Origin of the sequence: Dietzia sp. JS16-p6b, assembly GCF_003052165.1 — a bacterium.
Lineage (GTDB): Bacteria > Actinomycetota > Actinomycetes > Mycobacteriales > Mycobacteriaceae > Dietzia.
In genome coordinates, this window is sequence record NZ_CP024869.1 from 1772093 (window position 1) to 1789015 (window position 16923).

Sequence of the window (16923 nt, forward strand, 5' to 3'; positions counted from 1 at the left end):
TGTGTGCGGGGTCACCGGCGCGGGTACGACGGAGCCCTGGGATTAGAGTCGACGCGTGCGAGGACGGGTGGCGGGGTGGGCAGCGGTCGTCCTGCTCCTGGTGTTGCTGGCCACCGTCATCCCGACCCCTGGCCTGGAGCAACTGCGTGGCTGGGCGGACCAGCTGGGACCGTGGTTCCCGGTCGCGTTCTTCACCGCCTACGCGCTCGTCACGGTGGGCCCGATCCCCCGGTCGACCTTCACGTACTCGGCCGCGGTGCTCTTCACCCCCGCCGTGGCGATCCCGTCGTCGTTGGTGGCCTCCGGGGTAGCGGCCTCGCTGGCGTTCGTCGGGGTCCGCCGGCTGGGCCACCGCCGCACCGCCTCGTTGCGCTCGGACCCCCGCATCGCTGCGGTGGACGCACGTCTCCGACGGCGCGGATGGCTCTCCGTCGGGAGCCTGAGGTTGGTCCCGGCGGTGCCGTTCTCCGTACTCAACTACGCGGCCGCCCTCACCTCGATCCCGTTCCGGCAGTTCCTCGTCGCGACGGTCCTGGGCAGTGCTCCGGGGACCGTCGCGGCGGTCCTGCTGGGGCACTCCCTCACGGAGGGCGACGGAACCGCCGCACTGTGGGCGACCGCCGCGTTCGCCGGGGTGGGGCTGGTCGGCATGATCCTGGACGCCCGCCTGCCCGTTCGGGGCGACGACGACACCGAGCCGGGGAACGACACCGAGGCGTCGTGAGCCGTGCCCCGGGGGATCAGGCGGGCTCGGTGACGAAGTCCACCAACCGCTCGACCGCACCGAGCAGGGCCGGTTCGATGTCGCGGTAGGAGCTCACCGCCGCCAGGACCCGCCGGAAGCCGTCCGCGGGTTCCCCCCAGCCCAGACGGTCACAGATGCCCGTCTTCCAGTCCTCCCCACGCGGCACCACGGGCCACGTGTGGATGCCCACGGCCCGGGGCTTGACCGCCTGCCAGATGTCGACGTAAGGATGGCCGGTCACCAGCACGTCGTCCCCGAGCCCGGCCACGATGCGCGACTCCTTGCTGCCCTCCACGAGGTGGTCGACCAGGACGCCCAGGCGCGCCTGCGGCGTCGGCCCGAACTGCCCCACCAGCGCGGGCAGGTCGTCGATCCCGTGAAGCGGTTCCACGACGATCCCTTCCACACGCAGGTCGTGGCCCCAGATCTTCTCGACGAGGGCCGCGTCGTGGATTCCCTCGACCCAGATGCGGCCCGCGCGCGCGGTCCTGGCACGCAGGCCCTCGACCTTCCGGGACCCGGACGCGGTGACCTTCGGGCCCGCCTTCACGACCGGCCCGGGCCGACGCAGGGTGACCGGTGAGCCGTCGATGAGGAAGGCCGAGGGGGTCATGGCGAAGAGGCGGACCAGGCCGCGACGGTCCTCGAGCTTCACGAAGTCGCCGTCGGGGGTGTGGCTGAAACCCACCACGGCTCCGCAGAAGCCGGAGTCGGCGTGCTCCGCCACCAGATCGCTCTCGGCGACGACGACGGGGATCTCCGGCCGGCGGCGCCGGGCGGTCCCGGACAGGACGTCGGATCCGTACATGTCTGTCATGGCCCGACAGGCTAGCCGGATGCGCGGACCGGGAGGGGGCGGCGCACCGACCGGTAGGATCGATCGTCATGTCACGCCCCCTCACCCGCGGCGCCGCGCTGTCCCCCGCGTGGCCACTGCCCCTCGTCCTGCTGCGTACCGCCTGGGGAGACCAACCGTTCGACGCCCTCACCGGATATGTCTCGGGGCTCGCGGGGTCCCACCTGGTCGAGGTCACGGGTGATCCCGTGCGGATGCTGGACGGGGTCTCCCCCGCCTCGGGACCGACCGCACTGCTCCCGGGCCTGATCACCTCACTCCGCCGATCGGGTCGGACGTATCCCGCTCCGGAGTCGCTGGCCCTGCTGACCGCCGCGCCCGGGGACTCGTCGAGCCTGCCCGCTGTCCCCGCGGTCCGGTCCGACGTGGCGGCGGCGGGATGGGGCGTCCTGGTCCGCGACCCGGCGAGCCGTGAGGCGGTCGTTCTCACGTGCGTCCACCCGCACCCGGACGTCCTGCGGTGGCGTGCCCGCGGTATCGCGGACTGTCCGGTGCCTCCCCAACCCGACGGGCCCTCGGCGGCGTTGTTCGCCCTGGGGCAGGCGGTGGTCGAGGCGGCGGAGTTGATCGAGCGGACCACGACACGGGTGGGTCAGGCGGGCGATCTGGACTTGGACTCCCACGTCACCCGGCTACCCGCCGGTCTGCCGTCCCGCGTGATCGAGCTGGTGGACAGGATCGACAGGGTGGAGGCGATCATCTCGGTCGCGCTGGCACAGCCGGACGTGGGCGTCGACCCGGCCACCCGCGAGCCCGTCCTGCGTCGACTCGTGACCGTGAAGGACGCCGCACGCCGGTCGGCGGTCGCCGCCGCCGGGATCGCCGCCGCGGGGGGTGCGGCATCGGGTGACGCGGCCCTGCGGGGGTCCTGACGCGGGCCTGCGACGGTCCTAGCGAGCGCAACACCCCACCGCGCACCGGGCACCGTCCCGGTTGCAGCCCAGCGCGGGAACGTCACCGAGCCTGTCCCCGGTCACTCCGGTCTCGACCTCATCGAGGAGTTCCAGAACCATCCTGGCGAACTCCGGGCTGGGCCCGGGCGTCGCGGTCCGGGTGACCGTCACGCCGAGCTCGCGCACCTCGTTCACCAACTCGGTGTCCAGGTCCCAGATCACCTCGACGTGATCGGAGATGAACCCCACGGGGACCACCACGACGTCACGGACGCTCTCCGCCTCCGCGATTTCCCTGACGTGATCCACCACGTCGGGCTCCAGCCACGGCACGCTCGGGGGCCGGAACGGGACTGCCACACCAGATCGTGGTCCGCGACCCCTGCGGCCTCGGCCACCAACCGCGCCGCCTCGGCGACTTGACGGCTGTAGAGGTGGCCTCCGAGTGCGGGAGGGCCCGCCACGGCGTCCGCCGCCTCCGGAACGGAGTGTGCGGTGAAGATGACGCGTGCGCCCGGGGCCGCAGAGGCCATCGCGGCGCGAAGGTCGTCGGCGAACCGCTCGATGAACAGCGGATGGTCGTAGAACTGACGCAGGCGCACCATGGTGGGTGCACCGGCGACCTGCTCGCGCGCGCGGGCGATGTCCTCCTGGTACTGCGCGCACCCGGAGTAACCGCCCCATGCGGAGGTGGCGAACACCGCGGCCGACCGCACGCCGTCCGCGGTCATCTGCCGTACGGTCTCCTCGATCATCGGCGTCCAGTTGCGGTTGCCGAAGTAGATCGGCAGATCCCTGCCGCGCCGCGCCAACTCGGCGCGGACGTTCGCGATGATCTCGCGGTTGAGGTCGTTGATGGGGCTGCGGCCGCCCAGCTGTCGGTAGTGGGTGGCCACCTCCTCGAGTCGCGACGCCGGGATCCCGCGGCCGCGGGTGACGTTCTCGAGGAAGGGGATCACGTCCTCCTGCCCCTCGGGCCCACCGAAGGACAGCACGAGAAGGGCGTCCACGGGACCCGTGTGTTCGAGGGCACCATCGGTCATCTGGAGTTCTCCTGTCCGCTGAACGAGACGGTCCCGGCGCCACCGTCGGCGTAGATCACAGTTCCCGTGGTGGCGGGCATGAGGTCCGAGAGCAGCGCCACCGCGGTGGTCGCGACCGAGGTGGGGTCGTCCACGTCCCATCCGAGGGGCGCACGCTCGGCCCATTCCTCCTGCATCAGGTCCAGTTCTCCCCCCGGTCCGAGGGCGTCGCCGGCGATGGCCTTGGCCGCGAGGGTCTTGACGGGGCCGGCGGCGATGAGATTGGACCGCACCCCCTCGGGGCCCAGTTCGCGGGCCACGTAGCGGTTGACCGCTTCGAGGGCGTTCTTGGCCACGGACATCCAGTTGTAGAAGGGCATGGAGAACCTCGGGTCGAAGTCCAGGCCGATGATCGACGCGCCGGGCGCGAGCAGTGGGCGCACCGCCCGGGCGAGGGCCGCGTACGAGTAGGCCGAGACCTCCACGGCCACCGAGACGTCCTGCCACGGGGCGTCGAGGAACGGCTCGCCGAGGCAGCTCGGGGGCGCGAAACCGATCGAGTGGACCACACCGTGGAGTGAATCGGCGTGCTCCCTGACCCTGCCCTCGAGGGCGGCGAGGTCCGCCTCGCTCCGCACGTCCAGTTCGATCACCGCGGGTCTGTGCGGCAGGCGCTTGGAGATGGCCTTGACCAGTGACGGACGACCGAACGCGGTGAGGATGACGGTGGCGCCGTGGAGTTGACAGTGCTTGGCGATGTGGAAAGCGATCGAGGCGTCGGTGATCACCCCGGTGACGAGGACGGTCTTGCCCGACAGGAGCCCGGTGCCGGTGTGGTCGTTCATGATCAGTGCCCCATTCCCATTCCGCCGTCAACGGGTATGACGGCACCCGAGATGTATCCGGCGTCGTCTCCGGCGAGGAAGCTGACGGCCCCCGCCACGTCGTCGGCCCTCCCCTTGCGGCCGAGCGGGATGGCCGCCACCGCGAGGGCCTGCGTCTTGTCGTCGAGGCCGGCGGTCATGTCGGTGTCGATGAAGCCGGGGGCCACGACGTTGGCCGTGATGTTGCGCGACCCGAGTTCTCGGGTCAGTGACCGGGCCATCCCGATGAGCCCGGCCTTGGACGACGCGTAGTTGACCTGACCCGCCGTCCCTGACTGGGCGACCACGGAACCGATGAAGATGAGCCGGCCGAACCTGGCGCGCAGCATCCCGCGGGACGCTCGTTTGGCCACCCTGAACGCGCCGGACAGGTTCGTCTCGACCACCCGGGTGAACTGCTCGTCCTTCATCCGCATCAGGAGGGTGTCGTCGGTGATCCCGGCGTTGGACACCACCACCTCGACAGGCCCCAACTCGGCCTCGACCGCGGTGAACGCCGCCTCGACGGAGTCGGGATCGGTGACGTCGCACCTCACCGCGAACACCCCCTCCGGTGCGCCGGACCCCCGGTGGGTCACCGCGACGCGGTGGCCGTCGGCGGCGAGGCGTTCGGCGACGGCGCGTCCGATGCCGCGGTTGCCCCCGGTCACCAGGACCGTCCGGGGCGTGGGGGTGGGCGTGCTGTCGGGAACCATGGGCACCAACCTATCGAACAGGGGCGGGTGGCCCGATGGCGGTGCGCCGACCGGTCACGGGATCCGGCGGTGGGCCACCAGTGATCCGGCCGCGGCCAGCATCGCCAGCAGGGAGCCGATGACGAGCCACGGACGCGAGGCGTCCGCCTTCTTCCACTCGTACCCGATCTGTTCCTCGAGGGTGCGGTAGACGGAGTCGAGTTCCTCGAGGCTGGACGCGGTGAAGAAGTCACCACCGGAGATCTCGGCGATCGTGCGCAACGAGGCGTCGTCGACGGGGACCGGTTGCGGGCGGCCCTGGATGTCGACGGTCCCGTAGAGGGTGCCGAAGGAGATGGTCGAGACCGGGATGCCGGCTTCCTCGGCCCGGGCGGCGGCGGTGAATCCCCCCCGCTCCTCCGTGGGGTCCGCGGGAACGGTCTCCTTGCCGTCGGAGAGCAGGACGATTCGCGCGGGCGGGGCCTGATCCGGCCCACCGAGGCTCTCCGTGAACGTGGTGATCGCCTGGAGCGCGGTGTAGATGCCCTCGCCCGTGGCCGTCCGCTCGTCAAGCCTGAGCCGCTCGATCGCCCGGGTGACCGGCCCACGATCGGTGGTCGGTGCGACGAGCATGGAGGCGGTGCCGGCGTACGAGACCAACCCGAGGTTGACCCCCGGTGTGAGGTTGTTGGCGAAGGTGGTGGCGGCCTGCTGTGCGGCCTCCAGGCGGGACGGTGCGACGTCGGTGGACTCCATGGACAGGGACACGTCGACGACGAGCATCACCGTCGCACGATTCCGTGGCACCTTCTGTTCCTGCTGCGGACCCGCCAGGGCCACCACCAGCGCGAGTATCGACAGGATGAGCAGGACGGCGGGGACGTGCGTGAACCATCTCCGCCCGCCGCGGTCGACCGTGCGCAGGACACCGAAGTTGCCGAAGCGCACGGTGCGTCGCTTCTTGGAGCGCAGGGCGATCACGTAACCGATGGCCAGGGCCAGCGGCACCACGATCAGCGCGAGCCACAGCGGGTGTAGGAAATCCGACAGGCTCATCGGGGGGTCCCGTTCGTCGGCGGATACTCGTCGGGCAGGTCGCGGACGAGGTTCTCACCCGTGGGCAGGCCGCCCTGACGTCGGGTGCCGACGTAGTCGATCACGTCCCTGATCCAGTCCCGGTCCGTGCGCAGGGCCAGCACCGGGGCGCCGCAGCGGCGAAGGGCCGAGTGGACCTCCTGGCGATGGTCGTCCGCGGCGCGCCGGTAGTCGGCGGCCAGCGCGTCGTCGACGTCGAGCTCGAGCACCTCCCCGGTGGCCGGGTCCTGCAGCAACGCGGCCCCCACCGCGGGAAGCGCGATGTCGAGCGGGTCGGCGGTGTGGACCGCGAGGAACTCGTGCCGGGTCCCCAGGACGCGCAGGGACCGCTCCCAGTCGATCTCGGTGAGGAAGTCGGAGACCACCACCACGAGGCCGTGCCGGCGGGCCGCGTTCCGGACGGCGCGCAGGGCACCGTCGAGGGTGCCGCCCGGGGAGATCTCGGTCCCGGACCGGGAGATCTCCTCCAGGAGCCGCCTGACATGGTCCCGCCCGCTCCTGGCCTGCAGTACCCGGGGGCGACCGGCGCCGGTGAGGACCATCCCCACACGACTGCCACCCACCGCGGACAGGAACCCCACCGTGGCCGCCGCCGCCTCGACGAGCCGGCGCTTGGTGCCGTACCGCCCCTCCACGTCGAGACTGGGCGTCATGTCCACGACGATCCAGGTCTCCAGTTCCCGGTCGGCGATGGTCTGTCGGATGTGCGGCACGGTGGTCCGGGCCGTCACGGACCAGTCCATGGCGCGGACGTCGTCACCGGGTTCGTAGGCGCGTGCCTCCCCGGGTTCGGTACCGGGCCCGGGGAGCAGTCCCCGGTGGTCGCCGTTGAGCACGCCGTCCAGGCGGCGGGTCACGAGTAGTTCCAGCTGTGCCAGGGCGGCGCGGGACGCCGCCGCGACCGGGTCGTCGCGGGCTGCCTCGTCTGCCGGGGTCACCGTGCGGGCGGCGGCCCGGGCTGTGCGGGAACCGCGCTGATCTGTGGGAGCGGGACTGCTTCGAGGACGCGGCGCACCACGGTGTCCGCCGTGATCTCGTCCGCCAGTGCGTCATAGGTGAGAACCAACCGGTGGCGGAGCACCGCGGGCAGCACGTCGACGACGTCCTGGGGCACCACGTAGTCGCGACCCCGGACCAGGGCCAGCGCCCGGGCCGCGGTGACGGCCCCCAGGGTGGCGCGGGGGGACGCGCCGTACGCGAGCCATCTGGCGACGTCCTCGAGGCCGTGCCTCCCGGGTTCGCGGGTCGCGACGGTCACGCGGACCACGTAGTCGACCAGCGCGTGGTGGACGAAGACCTCACGCACCGCGTCCTGGAGCCGGAGCAGCGCGTCCACGCCGAGGACGCGTGAGGGCTCCGGCGGACGGGTCCCCATCCGGTAGACGATCTCCCGCTCCTCCTCGGGGCTGGGGTAGTCCACCACGAGCTTGAAGAGGAACCGGTCCCGCTGGGCCTCCGGGAGCTGGTACACGCCTTCGCTCTCGATGGGGTTCTGGGTCGCCATCACCAGGAACGGTGCCGGCATCGGGAAGGTCTGCCCGCCGATCGAGACGTGGCCCTCCGCCATCACCTCGAGCAGGGCCGACTGGACCTTTGCCGGGGCGCGGTTGATCTCGTCGGCCAGTACGAAGTTGGCCAGGATCGGACCGAGCTCGACCTCGAACTCCTCGCGGCCCTGGCGGTAGATCCGGGTTCCCACGATGTCCGCCGGGACGAGGTCCGGGGTGAACTGGAGGCGTCGGAAGCTGCCCCCCACCACGGAGGCGAAGGTCTCCACGGTGAGCGTCTTGGCGACCCCGGGCACGCCCTCGAGGAGGATGTGGCCGCGCGAGAGCAGTCCCACCAGGATCATCTCGATGAGCCTGTCCTGACCCACCACGACTTTCTTGACCTCGTACACCGCCTGCTCCAGGAGCCTGGCGTCCGAGGCCGCGGAGGACGCGCTCACCGCGGGGTCGGAACCCGGGTCGGCCGGATGGTCGGTTCGGGGATCGCTCACCGCGGGGGGCTCCTTCGCGAGATCTGGGGTCTGAGGCCCGTGGTCCGAGGCCCGGGGTCCGAGGTCTGTGGTCCGTGGCACCGGGGCCGTACCGTCAGGACGGACTGCGATCGACAGTACCGGTGCACGGCCGTTCCCGGACCGACCAGTGCCCGGCCGACGAGCGGCCGGGCACCGTGGGTCGGCGCGATGTCGTCAGGTCAGCCGGACGACCATGGGTGAGATCCCCGCCATCCGCACCGGTGAGATCTTGACGACGTCGCCGGACTGCGGGGCCTCGACCATCCGGCCGTCACCCAGGTACAGCGCCACGTGACCGGGCCAGAAGAGCATGTCGCCGCGCTGGCGGGTGGCCACCGGGTACTGGGGGCCCGCCGTGTACTGGTAGCCGGTGAAGTGTGGGAGGGCTTTGCCGATCCCGGCGAACGCGTAGATCATCAGGCCTGAGCAGTCGAAGCCGATCTTGTTGTAGTCACCGTGACTGTCCGCGACGCCACCGTCCCGGATGCCGCGCGTGGGCCCGTTGGCGTCTCCGCCTCCCCAGGCGTAGGGGACGCCGAGTTGGGACAGTGCCCGGTTGACGACCGTCTCCACCCTGGCCGAACTCGACGGGGTGCCCGTGTTGCCGCCCCCCTGGCCGGGTGCGGGAGCAGGTGCCGCCGGGCCCTGTTGGATGGACCCGAAGTCGGCCCGTCCGATCGCGTCGGCCACCTGTTGGATGATCGCCTCGGTGTTCCCGTTGACACCCGCGTCGATCGCGGCTCCGACGCTGCCGGCGTCGATCGTCCCGCCGATCGCCCTCGCCGCCCCGTCGGAGGATCCCGCGGCGAACTGGCGCACCGCGCCGAGGTCGAGATGGCCGGGGAGCGCAGAGGCGATGTCCGCCGCCTGGCGCCCCGCCCGGGGGTCCGCGGCGAGGGCGCGGACCGCCTCGTCGCGCAACGCGTCCTGGTCGACCGTGTACGGGTCGGCGGTCTGGGGTCCTGCGGGAGTGGCCCCGGACTCCTCGAGCGCGATCTGGTTCTGCTCCAGGGCACGGGTCAGGTCGGCGACCTCCGCCTCCAGATCTGTGACCTCGGCGTAGACGGCCGCCACCTCGGACTCCGCGGCGTCACGTCGTGAGGAGGCGTCGGCGTAGCGCTGTTCGGCTTCCGTCCTCGCGAGTGCGGCGTCGGACTCCCTGCGGGCCGCGGCGTCCACCGCGGCGACCATGTCCCCCACGACGTGCTGCTGGTCCGCGGCCGCACGCCTGAGGAACTCCTGTCGTCGCCCGGCATCGGCGGGGCCGCCCGGGTCCAGGATCGCGGAGGCCGCTCCCGGAGCCGTCCCCTGGCGATGTAACAACCGGGAGTACTCGTCGAGGGTGCTCCTGGCGGACTCCACGCCGGATTCCGCCTGCTCGCGCTCGGCGATCGTGCGGTCGGCCTCCGCTATTGACCGGTCGAGGTCGAGTCGGGCCATCTGCAGGTCGACGAGGGTCTTGTTGACCCCCTCGCGCTTGACCGAGATGTCCTGGCGGGTGGCGTCGAGTCGAGCGGACGCATCCGCGACCGCGCGGATCAGGCCGCTGATGTCCTCGGGCGAGGCCGCGGGTTCCACCTGTGCCGCCACGACGGGCGCCTGGATCACACCCGATGCGGTGCCCAGGACGAGCGCTGCGGCGAGCAGGGCACGACCGCCCGCCGGCCCCGGACCCCGACGTCTCCGCGCTCCCGGAGCGCGGGTTGATAAATGGTCAGGCTTCACGTTTCACCTTCCGATAACCGCACGAGGATGCGGTCGACCGCGCGACCCGCGCGGCGGGACGCGTCACCGAGAAGGGTGAGGTGCCGGTGATGCCTTCCCCTGCGCCACTAGAGCCTCATACCAACTCGGCAGAACCGATGGTTCCTCTAGCACCGTAGGTCACAGAAGCCCCGTCTGGAACATCAGGCGGCAAAATACACTGCTGTAACTCGAATAACCCGAGGAACGTCGGCGTGTCGGGCGGTGATGCGGGACCGTGACCGTCAGCGGAGGCGACGCCGGAGCACGACCGCGAACGCGACCGCGACCACGATCGCGAGGACGAGCACGATGGCGGAGAGCGCTCCCCAGGGAGGCGCGGGGGCGGTGACCTTGTGCGCGAACACCGCGGCGGAGGCGACGGGGTCGAACTCCTCCCAGGCATCGTCCTGGCCCGCCTCGAGGAGATGCCGCGGAATCGTGTCGCTGGAGCTACCGACGAAGACCGGGGTCCGGACGAGGATCGTGCCCTCGTACTCCTCGTTCAGCAGGGCGGCGAGGTCGCGGGCGTCGGTGTAGACGAGCGCAGGGGCCTCGGTGTAGACCACCTTGAGGTCGAGCCCACGGTCCCCCGCCTCGGTGACCACGGTCCGCAGGCCCTCGACGAACGGCTCCGGAGCGGAGACGCCGTCGTCGGCGAGGTCCCGTGACACGGCCTCGTAGTCCAGCCACTGCGGAACCTCCCCCTCCTGCAGAGACATCACCGGCTCGGCCTCGTAGGCGAGCGTGGTCACGGAATCGTCGGAGTTGTCCACGGGCGATATGGTGCCATCTCGTCGTCGTCGAACCGAACACGCGCGCCGGACGGCGCGACACCCGCTCCGCGCCCCCCACCTTCGGGCGGGCCGGAACCTATACAGAACGACCGTACTGGTAAATTGGTGACCGCAACCGGGCGCGAGGGTCCACAATGGGTCCTGTGTCCGCCCCCGGCGTCGCCGCCCGAGACACGCGGTGACACCGGGAGGGATGACGAATCGACATTCACACCACGAGTGGAGCTGACGTGACAGCAAGCATTGACAGCTTTGGCGCCAAGGGAACCCTAGAGGTCGGCGGCCAAGCCTACGAGATCTACCGCCTGTCGGCGGTCGACGGAGCCGCGAAGCTCCCCTACTCCCTCAAGGTCCTCACCGAGAACCTGCTGCGCACCGAAGACGGTAAGAACGTCACCAAGGCGCATATCGAGGCGCTGGCGGGCTGGGACCCCGCCGCCGAGCCCGATACCGAGATCCAGTTCACGCCCGCCCGCGTGATCATGCAGGACTTCACCGGTGTCCCCTGCATCGTCGACCTCGCCACCATGCGTGAGGCCGTCAAGACCCTCGGCGGCGACCCCGACAAGGTCAACCCCCTCGCGCCGGCGGAGATGGTCATCGACCACTCGGTGATCATCGAGTCCTTCGGTGGAAAGGACTCGTTCGACAAGAACGTCGAGATCGAGTACCAGCGCAACGAGGAGCGGTACCAGTTCCTCCGCTGGGGCCAGGGCGCGTTCGACGACTTCAAGGTCGTCCCCCCCGGTACCGGCATCGTCCACCAGGTCAACATCGAGTACCTCGCCCGGTCGGTGATGGTCCGCAACGGCCAGGCCTACCCCGACACCTGTGTGGGAACCGACTCACACACCACCATGGAGAACGGACTCGGCGTCCTGGGCTGGGGCGTCGGCGGGATCGAGGCCGAGGCCGCCATGCTCGGTCAGCCCATCTCCATGCTCATCCCCCGCGTGGTGGGATTCAAGCTCACCGGCTCGATCAAGCCGGGCGTCACCGCCACGGACGTCGTCCTGACGATCACCGAGATGCTCCGCAAGCACGGCGTCGTCGGCAAGTTCGTGGAGTTCTACGGTGCCGGTGTCGCCGCCGTGCCGCTGGCCAACCGTGCCACGATCGGCAACATGAGCCCGGAGTTCGGCTCCACCTGTGCCATGTTCCCCATCGACGGTGAGACGATCGACTACCTGCGCCTGACGGGCCGCGACGACGAGCAGCTCGCTCTGGTCGAGGCGTACGCCAAGGAGCAGGGCATGTGGCTCGACCCCGAGGCGGAGGAGCCCGTCTTCTCCGAGTACCTGGAGCTCGACCTGGGCGATGTCGTCCCCTCGATCGCCGGGCCCAAGCGTCCGCAGGACCGTATCGAGCTTGCCGACGCCAAGAGTGCGTTCCGTAAGGACATCCACAACTACGTGGACGCCGGTGTCAATCCCCTCGGTGACACCGAGAAGGGTCGGATGCAGTCCGAGGGCGGCGCCCCGTCCGACAACGTCGGCACGGCCACCCTGTCCCACGCCGAGGAGGGCTCGGTCCGGGCCGACGCCTCCGCCGGTGCCGAGGGCCGTCCCTCCAAGCCCGTCGAGGTGTCCGTCGACGGCACCGAGATGGTCCTGGACCACGGCATCGTCTCCATCGCCTCGATCACCTCCTGCACCAACACGTCCAACCCGTCGGTGATGATCGGCGCCGGGCTCCTCGCCCGCAAGGCCCACGAGAAGGGCCTCAAGGCCAAGCCGTGGGTCAAGACCTCCATGGCGCCGGGCTCCCAGGTCGTCACCGAGTACTACGAGCGCGCCGGACTCTGGCCGGACCTGGAGGCCCTCGGCTTCTACCTGGTCGGCTACGGCTGCACGACGTGTATCGGTAACTCCGGTCCGCTGCCGGAGGAGATCTCCGAGGCCATCCAGGAGCACGACCTCACCGCCACAGCGGTCCTGTCCGGCAACCGCAACTTCGAGGGCCGGATCAACCAGGACGTCAAGATGAACTACCTGGCGTCCCCGCCGCTGGTCATCGCGTACTCCATCGCCGGGACCATGGACTTCGACTTCGAGAGCGACTCCCTGGGCAAGGACTCCGAGGGCAACGACGTCTACCTCAAGGACATCTGGCCCTCCAGCGAGGAGATCGAGGAGACCATCAAGGCCTCCATCTCGTCCAAGGAGTACACGTCCAAGTACGCCGACGTCTTCGCCGGAGACGACCGCTGGCGCGGGCTCAGCACCCCGGACGGCAAGACCTTCGAGTGGGACGAGAAGTCCACCTACGTCCGCAAGCCCCCGTACTTCGAGGGGATGCAGATGGAGCTCACCCCGGTCGAGGACGTCAAGGGCGCCCGCGTGCTGGCCAAGCTCGGTGACTCGGTCACGACCGACCACATCTCGCCGGCGTCGACGATCAAGCCGGGCACCCCGGCCGCGCAGTACCTCGACGCCAACGGCGTGGCCCGTCAGGACTACAACTCCTTCGGGTCGCGTCGCGGCAACCACGAGGTCATGATCCGCGGCACCTTCGCCAACATCCGTCTGCAGAACCAGCTGCTGGACGGCGTCACGGGCGGCTACACGCGCGACTTCACGCAGGAGGGCGCCCCGCAGGCGTTCATCTACGACGCCGCCCAGAACTACGCTGCTCAGGGCACTCCGCTCGTCGTGCTCGGCGGCAAGGAGTACGGCACCGGGTCCTCGCGCGACTGGGCGGCCAAGGGCACCAGCCTGCTCGGCGTCAAGGCGGTCATCACCGAGTCGTTCGAGCGCATCCACCGCTCGAACCTCATCGGCATGGGCGTCATGCCGCTCCAGTTCCCCGAGGGCGAGTCGCACGAGACCCTCGGACTGGACGGCACCGAGACCTTCGACATCACCGGGATCGAGGAGCTGAACAACGGCACCACGCCCAAGACGGTCAAGGTCACCGCCACCAAGGAGGACGGCCGGACGGTCGAGTTCGACGCCAAGGTGCGCATCGACACCCCCGGCGAGGCGGAGTACTACCGCAACGGCGGAATCCTGCAGTACGTCCTGCGCAACATGATCAAGGGCTGATCACCTCCACCCCGACGGCGGTGCGCGGTAACTCCCGGTGAGACAGGGGGAACCGCGTACCGCCGTGGTGTATCCGTAGGAAGGTACAGAAATGCCCAGGGTCAGCCAGGACCACATGGACGCCCGGCGTCGCGAGATCCTGTCGGGCGCGCGCGAGTGCTTCGCCGAGTTCGGGTTCGAGGGCGCCACCGTTCGTCGCCTCGAGGAGGCCACAGGTCTGAGCCGTGGTGCGATCTTCCACCACTTCGACGACAAGGACGCGCTGTTCCTCGCACTCGCCCATGACGACGCCGCGGCGATGGCCGCCACGGTGGCGGAGCAGGGGCTGGTCCAGGTGATGCGGGAGATCCTCGCGGATCCCCACGAGTTCTCCTGGCTCGGAACGCGGCTGGAGATCGCGCGACGGATCCGCACCGACCCGGCCTTCCGCGAACGGTGGACCGACCGGCAGGTGGAGCTCGACGACGCCATCCTCACCCGCCTGCGGGAACAGAAGGACTCCGGCAGGATGCGGACGGACGTGCCGGACGACGTGCTGCGCGTCTACCTCGACATCGTCCTCGACGGGCTCATCACCCATCTCGCCACCGGACGGGGTACCGAGCACGTCAGTGCGATGCTCGATCTGGTGGAGGCGTCGTTGCGCACCGCTCGTGACTGAGTGCGGGACGCGCGTACGGTGGGGCGCATGACCGCCTCCACACCACAGATCCCCTTGATCGACCTCAACGACGGCCGTGCTATCCCCCAGCTCGGTTTCGGGACGTACCAGGTCCCGCCCGCTGATACCGAGAAGGTCGTCTCGGATGCTCTCGAGGCCGGGTACCGGCACCTCGACACCGCCCAGATGTACGGCAACGAGGACGGGGTGGGTCGTGCGATCGCGGCATCGGGTATCCCGCGCGACGAACTGTGGCTCACCACCAAGCTCAACAACTCCTTCCACGAGCGCGCCGCGGCCCGAGATTCCGCTGAGCGCTCCCTCGAGGCACTCGGTGGCCGGATCGACCTGTTCCTGGTGCACTGGCCGCTGGCCATGCATGACGACGTCGCCCGCGTGTGGGAGGCCATGGAGGGCATCCGCTCGGACTTCGCGGTGGACTCCATCGGCGTCTCCAACTTCACCCCCGCCAATCTGGCGCGACTGTCGGAGGCGGGACTCAGCACTCCCACGGTCAACCAGATCGAGTCGAACCCCTACTTCGTGAACGACGAGGTGCGCGCGGCGTGCACCGACCGCGGGATCGCGGTGGAGGCGTGGAGCCCGCTCGCGCAGGGCGCGGTCTTCGGCGACCCCCAGCTCACGGCCCTGGCGGAGCAGGTCGGTCGCTCCATCTCGCAGGTCGTCCTGCGGTGGGTGCTCCAGCGCGGGGACATCGTCTTTCCCAAGTCCTCGAGCCCGGGCCGGATGCGCGAGAACCTCGAGATCTTCGACTTCGAGCTGAACGACGAGCAGATGGCCTCGATATCGGCCCTCCACAACGGCACGCGCTCGGGGCCGGACCCCGACACCTTCGACTGGCGCGGCTGAGGCGGGCCCCGCCCGGTCCGGCCCCGCCGGTCCGGCCGCAGATCGGGTGAGCCGTCACTCCGGTCAGAGTTTTCCCTCGTGAACCTACGGCGGAACGTACCTGACTGACGGTTCACCCATTTCGCGGCCGCTTTTCGACGATGGACGCGGTCGACTGGAATTAGAGTCCGTTCATGACCACCACTCGAGCGCACGGTGACGCCGCGCGCGCTGACGGCCCGTCCGCCGGGGGTCCCTCGGGTCGGATGCTCGCCTCGTACGCCGCCGGCAGCGTGGGCACGGGGGCGTTCAGCACCTTGCCCGGACTGGTGCTCGCCTATTACCTGACCGACTCGATCGGGGTGGCCGCCGCGGTGGCGACGGTGCTCGTGCTGGTGCCCAAGGTGATCGACGTCCTGGCGTACCCGCTGATCGGGGCGATCTCCGACCGCGCCTCGCACCGCACCGGTTACCGCACGGGGCTGATGCTGTTCGGCTCGCTCGCGCTACCCCTGCTCTTCGTGGCGACCTTCTCGGCCCCCACCCGGTGGGGCACCGCACTGGCCGGCGTCTGGGTGATGGGCTTCTTCCTCCTGGCCTCACTGGCATTCTCGTGTTTCCAGGTCCCCTATCTCGCCCTCCCGGCGGAGCTGACCGGTGATTCGGCCGTGAGGGTCACGATCCTCGCGTGGCGGGTGGCGGTGCTGGCCGCGACGATCCTCGTGGTGGGCGGCGGCGGTCCTGCGCTGCGCGAGGCCGCGGGCGGAGGCGCGACGGGGTACGTGGTGATGGCGGTCGGCGTATCCGTCCTGATGCTGGGCGGCATGCTGTGGGCCACGCTGGGATCCGGCCGACGGACGATCCTGCGGGCGGACGCCCAGGTCGGTGACCTGGGCCGGCAGTACCGCGACGGACTCGACGCGCTGCGGGTGACCCGGCCGTTCCGGTTGTTGGTGGGCCTGTTCTGCCTCCAGGCGGTGGCCACGGCGGTGATGCTCGCAGGAGGCCAGTACGTCGCCACCTACATCCTGGGCAACGAGGCCGCGTTGACCGGGCTGTTCCTCGCGCTGATCGCCCCCGCACTGGTGGTGATGCCGCTGTGGGCGCGCCTGGCCCACGCCCGGGGCAAGGTCCCCGCTCTGGCGACGGCGACGATCCTGTTCACCGTCTCCGCTCTCCTGCTCATCCCCGCCGGCGTGTGGCCGGGGATGTGGGTGCACATCCCGGTCGCTCTGGCGGGCGTCGCCTACGCCGGCATGCAGGCTCTTCCCATGTCGATGCTCCCCGACACCACGGATATGGACCGCGAACTGGGCGGCCGTCGTCGCAGCGGTGCGATGAGCGGGCTGTGGACCGCCTCCGAGACCGGATCCATGGCGCTGGGGCCCGTCGTGGTGTTGGCGCTGTTGGCGGTGACCGGCTTCCGCTCGGGCGGCATCGCTGATCAGCCCGAACCGGCCCTGTGGGCGATCGTCCTGGGCTTCTCCCTCGTGCCGGCTCTGCTGACCGCGGCCAGTCTGCTCGTCATCCGCGCACTGGGCCGGGAGCACTCGAGCTGGACCCAGCCTGCACGACCGGCCTACCCCGCACGACCGGCTTAACCCGCACGACCGACCCAGCCCGCATGAACGACCCCGCAC

14 protein-coding genes and 1 pseudogene are annotated in these 16923 nt (G+C 70.2%); 6 read left to right on the forward strand and 9 right to left on the reverse strand.

Annotated features, from left to right (window positions below):
• Positions 1 to 55 precede the first annotated feature (55 nt).
• Entirely contained in the window at positions 56 to 724 is a 669-nt protein-coding gene (locus tag CT688_RS08035; RefSeq protein WP_231750557.1) for a TVP38/TMEM64 family protein, read from the forward strand.
• 16 nt (positions 725 to 740) lie between these two features.
• On the opposite strand, the gene CT688_RS08040 is transcribed toward CT688_RS08035, so the two are convergent.
• Positions 741 to 1553, reverse strand: a complete 813-nt coding sequence (locus tag CT688_RS08040) for a DUF3097 domain-containing protein (RefSeq protein ID WP_107756473.1) — start codon at positions 1551 to 1553, stop codon at positions 741 to 743.
• Between the two features lie 77 nt (positions 1554 to 1630).
• Between CT688_RS08040 and CT688_RS08045 the strand changes: the two genes are divergently transcribed.
• Positions 1631 to 2473 carry a hypothetical protein gene (locus tag CT688_RS08045; RefSeq protein WP_107756474.1) on the forward strand — a complete coding sequence of 281 codons (843 nt, stop codon included), beginning with the start codon at positions 1631 to 1633 and terminating at the stop codon, positions 2471 to 2473.
• Between the two features lie 18 nt (positions 2474 to 2491).
• Here the strand turns inward: CT688_RS08045 and CT688_RS08050 are convergent.
• The 8 genes and pseudogenes from CT688_RS08050 to CT688_RS08085 form a co-directional block, all read right to left on the reverse strand.
• Positions 2492 to 3537: pseudogene (locus tag CT688_RS08050) on the reverse strand (ferrochelatase).
• Positions 3534 to 4361 (reverse strand): NADH-dependent enoyl-ACP reductase InhA, encoded by an 828-nt coding sequence (gene inhA / locus CT688_RS08055; RefSeq protein WP_107756475.1) that lies wholly within the window; start codon positions 4359 to 4361, stop codon positions 3534 to 3536. The pseudogene CT688_RS08050 and the gene inhA overlap by 4 nt, the downstream one beginning before the upstream one ends.
• 2 nt (positions 4362 to 4363) lie before the next feature.
• The gene (fabG1, locus tag CT688_RS08060) at positions 4364 to 5095 is read right to left on the reverse strand and encodes a 3-oxoacyl-ACP reductase FabG1 (RefSeq protein ID WP_107756476.1); all 732 of its coding nucleotides are present in this window, start codon (positions 5093 to 5095) and stop codon (positions 4364 to 4366) included.
• Positions 5096 to 5149: 54 nt separating this feature from the next.
• Positions 5150 to 6130 carry a VWA domain-containing protein gene (locus CT688_RS08065; protein WP_107756477.1) on the reverse strand — a complete coding sequence of 327 codons (981 nt, stop codon included), beginning with the start codon at positions 6128 to 6130 and terminating at the stop codon, positions 5150 to 5152.
• Positions 6127 to 7107 (reverse strand): DUF58 domain-containing protein, encoded by a 981-nt coding sequence (locus tag CT688_RS08070; RefSeq protein ID WP_107756478.1) that lies wholly within the window; start codon positions 7105 to 7107, stop codon positions 6127 to 6129. Before CT688_RS08070 ends, CT688_RS08065 begins: the two co-directional genes overlap by 4 nt.
• Positions 7104 to 8168: a MoxR family ATPase gene (locus CT688_RS08075; RefSeq protein ID WP_197431486.1), complete on the reverse strand. Its 1065-nt coding sequence runs from the start codon at positions 8166 to 8168 to the stop codon at positions 7104 to 7106. Before CT688_RS08075 ends, CT688_RS08070 begins: the two co-directional genes overlap by 4 nt.
• Positions 8169 to 8363: 195 nt before the next feature.
• Positions 8364 to 9797, reverse strand: coding sequence for an NlpC/P60 family protein (locus CT688_RS08080; protein ID WP_107756479.1), 1434 nt, complete (start codon positions 9795 to 9797; stop codon positions 8364 to 8366).
• Between the two features lie 380 nt (positions 9798 to 10177).
• A complete protein-coding gene (locus CT688_RS08085) occupies positions 10178 to 10708 on the reverse strand; it encodes a DUF6676 family protein (protein ID WP_107756480.1) in 531 nt (176 codons plus the stop codon).
• A gap of 251 nt (positions 10709 to 10959) precedes the next feature.
• Here CT688_RS08085 and CT688_RS08090 point away from each other — a divergent pair, with 251 nt between their 5' ends.
• From CT688_RS08090 to CT688_RS08105, 4 genes are all read left to right on the forward strand, one after another.
• Positions 10960 to 13773 carry an aconitate hydratase gene (locus CT688_RS08090; protein ID WP_107756481.1) on the forward strand — a complete coding sequence of 938 codons (2814 nt, stop codon included), beginning with the start codon at positions 10960 to 10962 and terminating at the stop codon, positions 13771 to 13773.
• Between the two features lie 91 nt (positions 13774 to 13864).
• Positions 13865 to 14434, forward strand: coding sequence for a TetR/AcrR family transcriptional regulator (locus tag CT688_RS08095; RefSeq protein ID WP_107756482.1), 570 nt, complete (start codon positions 13865 to 13867; stop codon positions 14432 to 14434).
• Positions 14435 to 14461: 27 nt separating this feature from the next.
• Positions 14462 to 15304 (forward strand): aldo/keto reductase, encoded by an 843-nt coding sequence (locus CT688_RS08100; RefSeq protein WP_107758087.1) that lies wholly within the window; start codon positions 14462 to 14464, stop codon positions 15302 to 15304.
• A 173-nt stretch (positions 15305 to 15477) separates the two neighbouring features.
• A complete protein-coding gene (locus CT688_RS08105) occupies positions 15478 to 16884 on the forward strand; it encodes an MFS transporter (protein ID WP_107756483.1) in 1407 nt (468 codons plus the stop codon).
• The last annotated feature ends 39 nt before the right edge of the window (positions 16885 to 16923 follow it).

Coding starts and splice junctions, on each gene's coding strand:
- CT688_RS08040 (WP_107756473.1), bottom strand. CDS start 1,553: ATGTACGGATCCGACGTCCTGTCCGGGACCGCCCGGCGCCGCCGGCCG.
- CT688_RS08045 (WP_107756474.1), top strand. CDS start 1,631: ATGTCACGCCCCCTCACCCGCGGCGCCGCGCTGTCCCCCGCGTGGCCA.
- inhA (WP_107756475.1), bottom strand. CDS start 4,361: ATGAACGACCACACCGGCACCGGGCTCCTGTCGGGCAAGACCGTCCTC.
- fabG1 (WP_107756476.1), bottom strand. CDS start 5,095: ATGGTTCCCGACAGCACGCCCACCCCCACGCCCCGGACGGTCCTGGTG.
- CT688_RS08065 (WP_107756477.1), bottom strand. CDS start 6,130: ATGAGCCTGTCGGATTTCCTACACCCGCTGTGGCTCGCGCTGATCGTG.
- CT688_RS08095 (WP_107756482.1), top strand. CDS start 13,865: ATGCCCAGGGTCAGCCAGGACCACATGGACGCCCGGCGTCGCGAGATC.
- CT688_RS08100 (WP_107758087.1), top strand. CDS start 14,462: ATGACCGCCTCCACACCACAGATCCCCTTGATCGACCTCAACGACGGC.
- CT688_RS08105 (WP_107756483.1), top strand. CDS start 15,478: ATGACCACCACTCGAGCGCACGGTGACGCCGCGCGCGCTGACGGCCCG.